Origin of the sequence: Microbacterium testaceum StLB037, from assembly GCF_900104345.1 — a bacterium.
GTDB lineage: Bacteria > Actinomycetota > Actinomycetes > Actinomycetales > Microbacteriaceae > Microbacterium > Microbacterium testaceum_A.
The window spans coordinates 1-1,405 of record NZ_FNJN01000012.1; the positions used below are offsets into that span (position 1 = coordinate 1).

The 1,405-nt window shown below is 64.6% G+C and carries 1 pseudogene; it reads right to left on the minus strand.

The features are described 5' to 3' along the window. Window positions 1-372 precede the first annotated feature (372 nt). Window positions 373-1,308: pseudogene (locus BLS25_RS16415) on the minus strand (integrase core domain-containing protein); the annotation flags it as partial. Between the last annotated feature and the right edge of the window lie 97 nt (window positions 1,309-1,405).

Below are 1,405 nucleotides of genomic sequence, written 5' to 3' on the forward strand. Positions count from 1 at the left end.
TGTCATGTCTCAGGACTTTGGTGACAGTTCTGCCTCAGGACATCGGTGACAGTTGGTGTCTCAGGACATCGGTGACGGTTCGATCGAGCGTTTGCGGCGGGGGCCTTTGGGGTTGCCGTTGCTGACGTAGGTGATGCCGGGGGCGGGGTGGGGGTGCTCGATGATCAGCTCGCTGGTGGCGAGGTCGTAGAAGGCGATCGTGGTGTCGTCTTGGACGATGGTGATGAGCGCTCCTGTGTGGTGGCTGCCGAGCTGATATTTGACGCCGTTGACGTTGATGCCGCCTCCGCCGCTGACGCGGCGGGTGTTGTGCGGGAGGTCGGTGTGGGCGGTGGGGGTGCTGGGGGCCGCGGGGGTGAACGGTTTGGGTGCTTGCGCGGTGGGGGTGGCGTCCCAGGACTGTTGCGGGGTGAGGTGGCCGGGTAGGCCTTGGTGGGGGCGTTCGGTGTTGTAGATCCGGTCGAACTCGTCGACTTGTCGCTGTAGTTCGTCGATGGTGGCGGCCAGGGGTTGTTTGTTCAGGTAGCGGAACAGCGTTTGATGGAAGCGTTCGTTCTTGCCCTGGGTGGTGGGTTTGTAGGGCTTGCCCGTGATGGGCTCGACGCCGAGTCGGGTGACGTAGTCGACGAGTTGGCCGACGATTCCGCGTCGGGAGGGGTTCAACGCGACCCCGTTGTCGGTGAGGAGTCGTTGAGGAACACCGTGTGCGGCGATGCCTTTGGCGACGACACGGACGGCGGCGTCGGAGGTTTCCGCCGGTGCGACGTGGGATGCGATCGCGAGGCGGGAATGGTCATCGATCAGTTGGAAGATCACGCAAGTGCGTCCGCCTGTGAGGACGTACTCCGTTGCGTCCAGCTGCCAGCAGGCATTGGGAGCGGGGTAGACGAACCGGCGATATGACGCTCGGGGCCTCTTGTTCGGCGCGACTCGCGCGACTCCGGCGTCTCGGAAGATCCGCGAAAGCGCTGCCGGCGATGGCGCCGATAATCCCATCGCCCGCATCTTCGCTCGAACGCTGATGGGCCCGTGGTCCAAACCCGATTGCTCCAACGCGGCCCGCACCGCGATCGCCTGAGCCTTCACCGCATCCGCCAGCGCGGACGGACTCGACCTCGGGCGCCGCGAACGCGGCTCCAACGCCTGGGCCTCACCCTCGGCCATCACCCGGGAACGGATCGCGTAGAACGTCTTCCGGGAGATGCCTTCCTCCGCGCAGAACGTCGACACAGCCCCACGCGGAGCATCCGCTGGCCACCGCACGATCGCGAGACGGACACGGGGATCGACAGGCTCATTTCGGCTCACACCCTCATCAGAGCCGCCGAAGTGTCACCATCACACACCCCGAAAGTGTCACCGATGTCCTGAGGCAGAACTGTCACCAAAGTCCTGAGACATGACA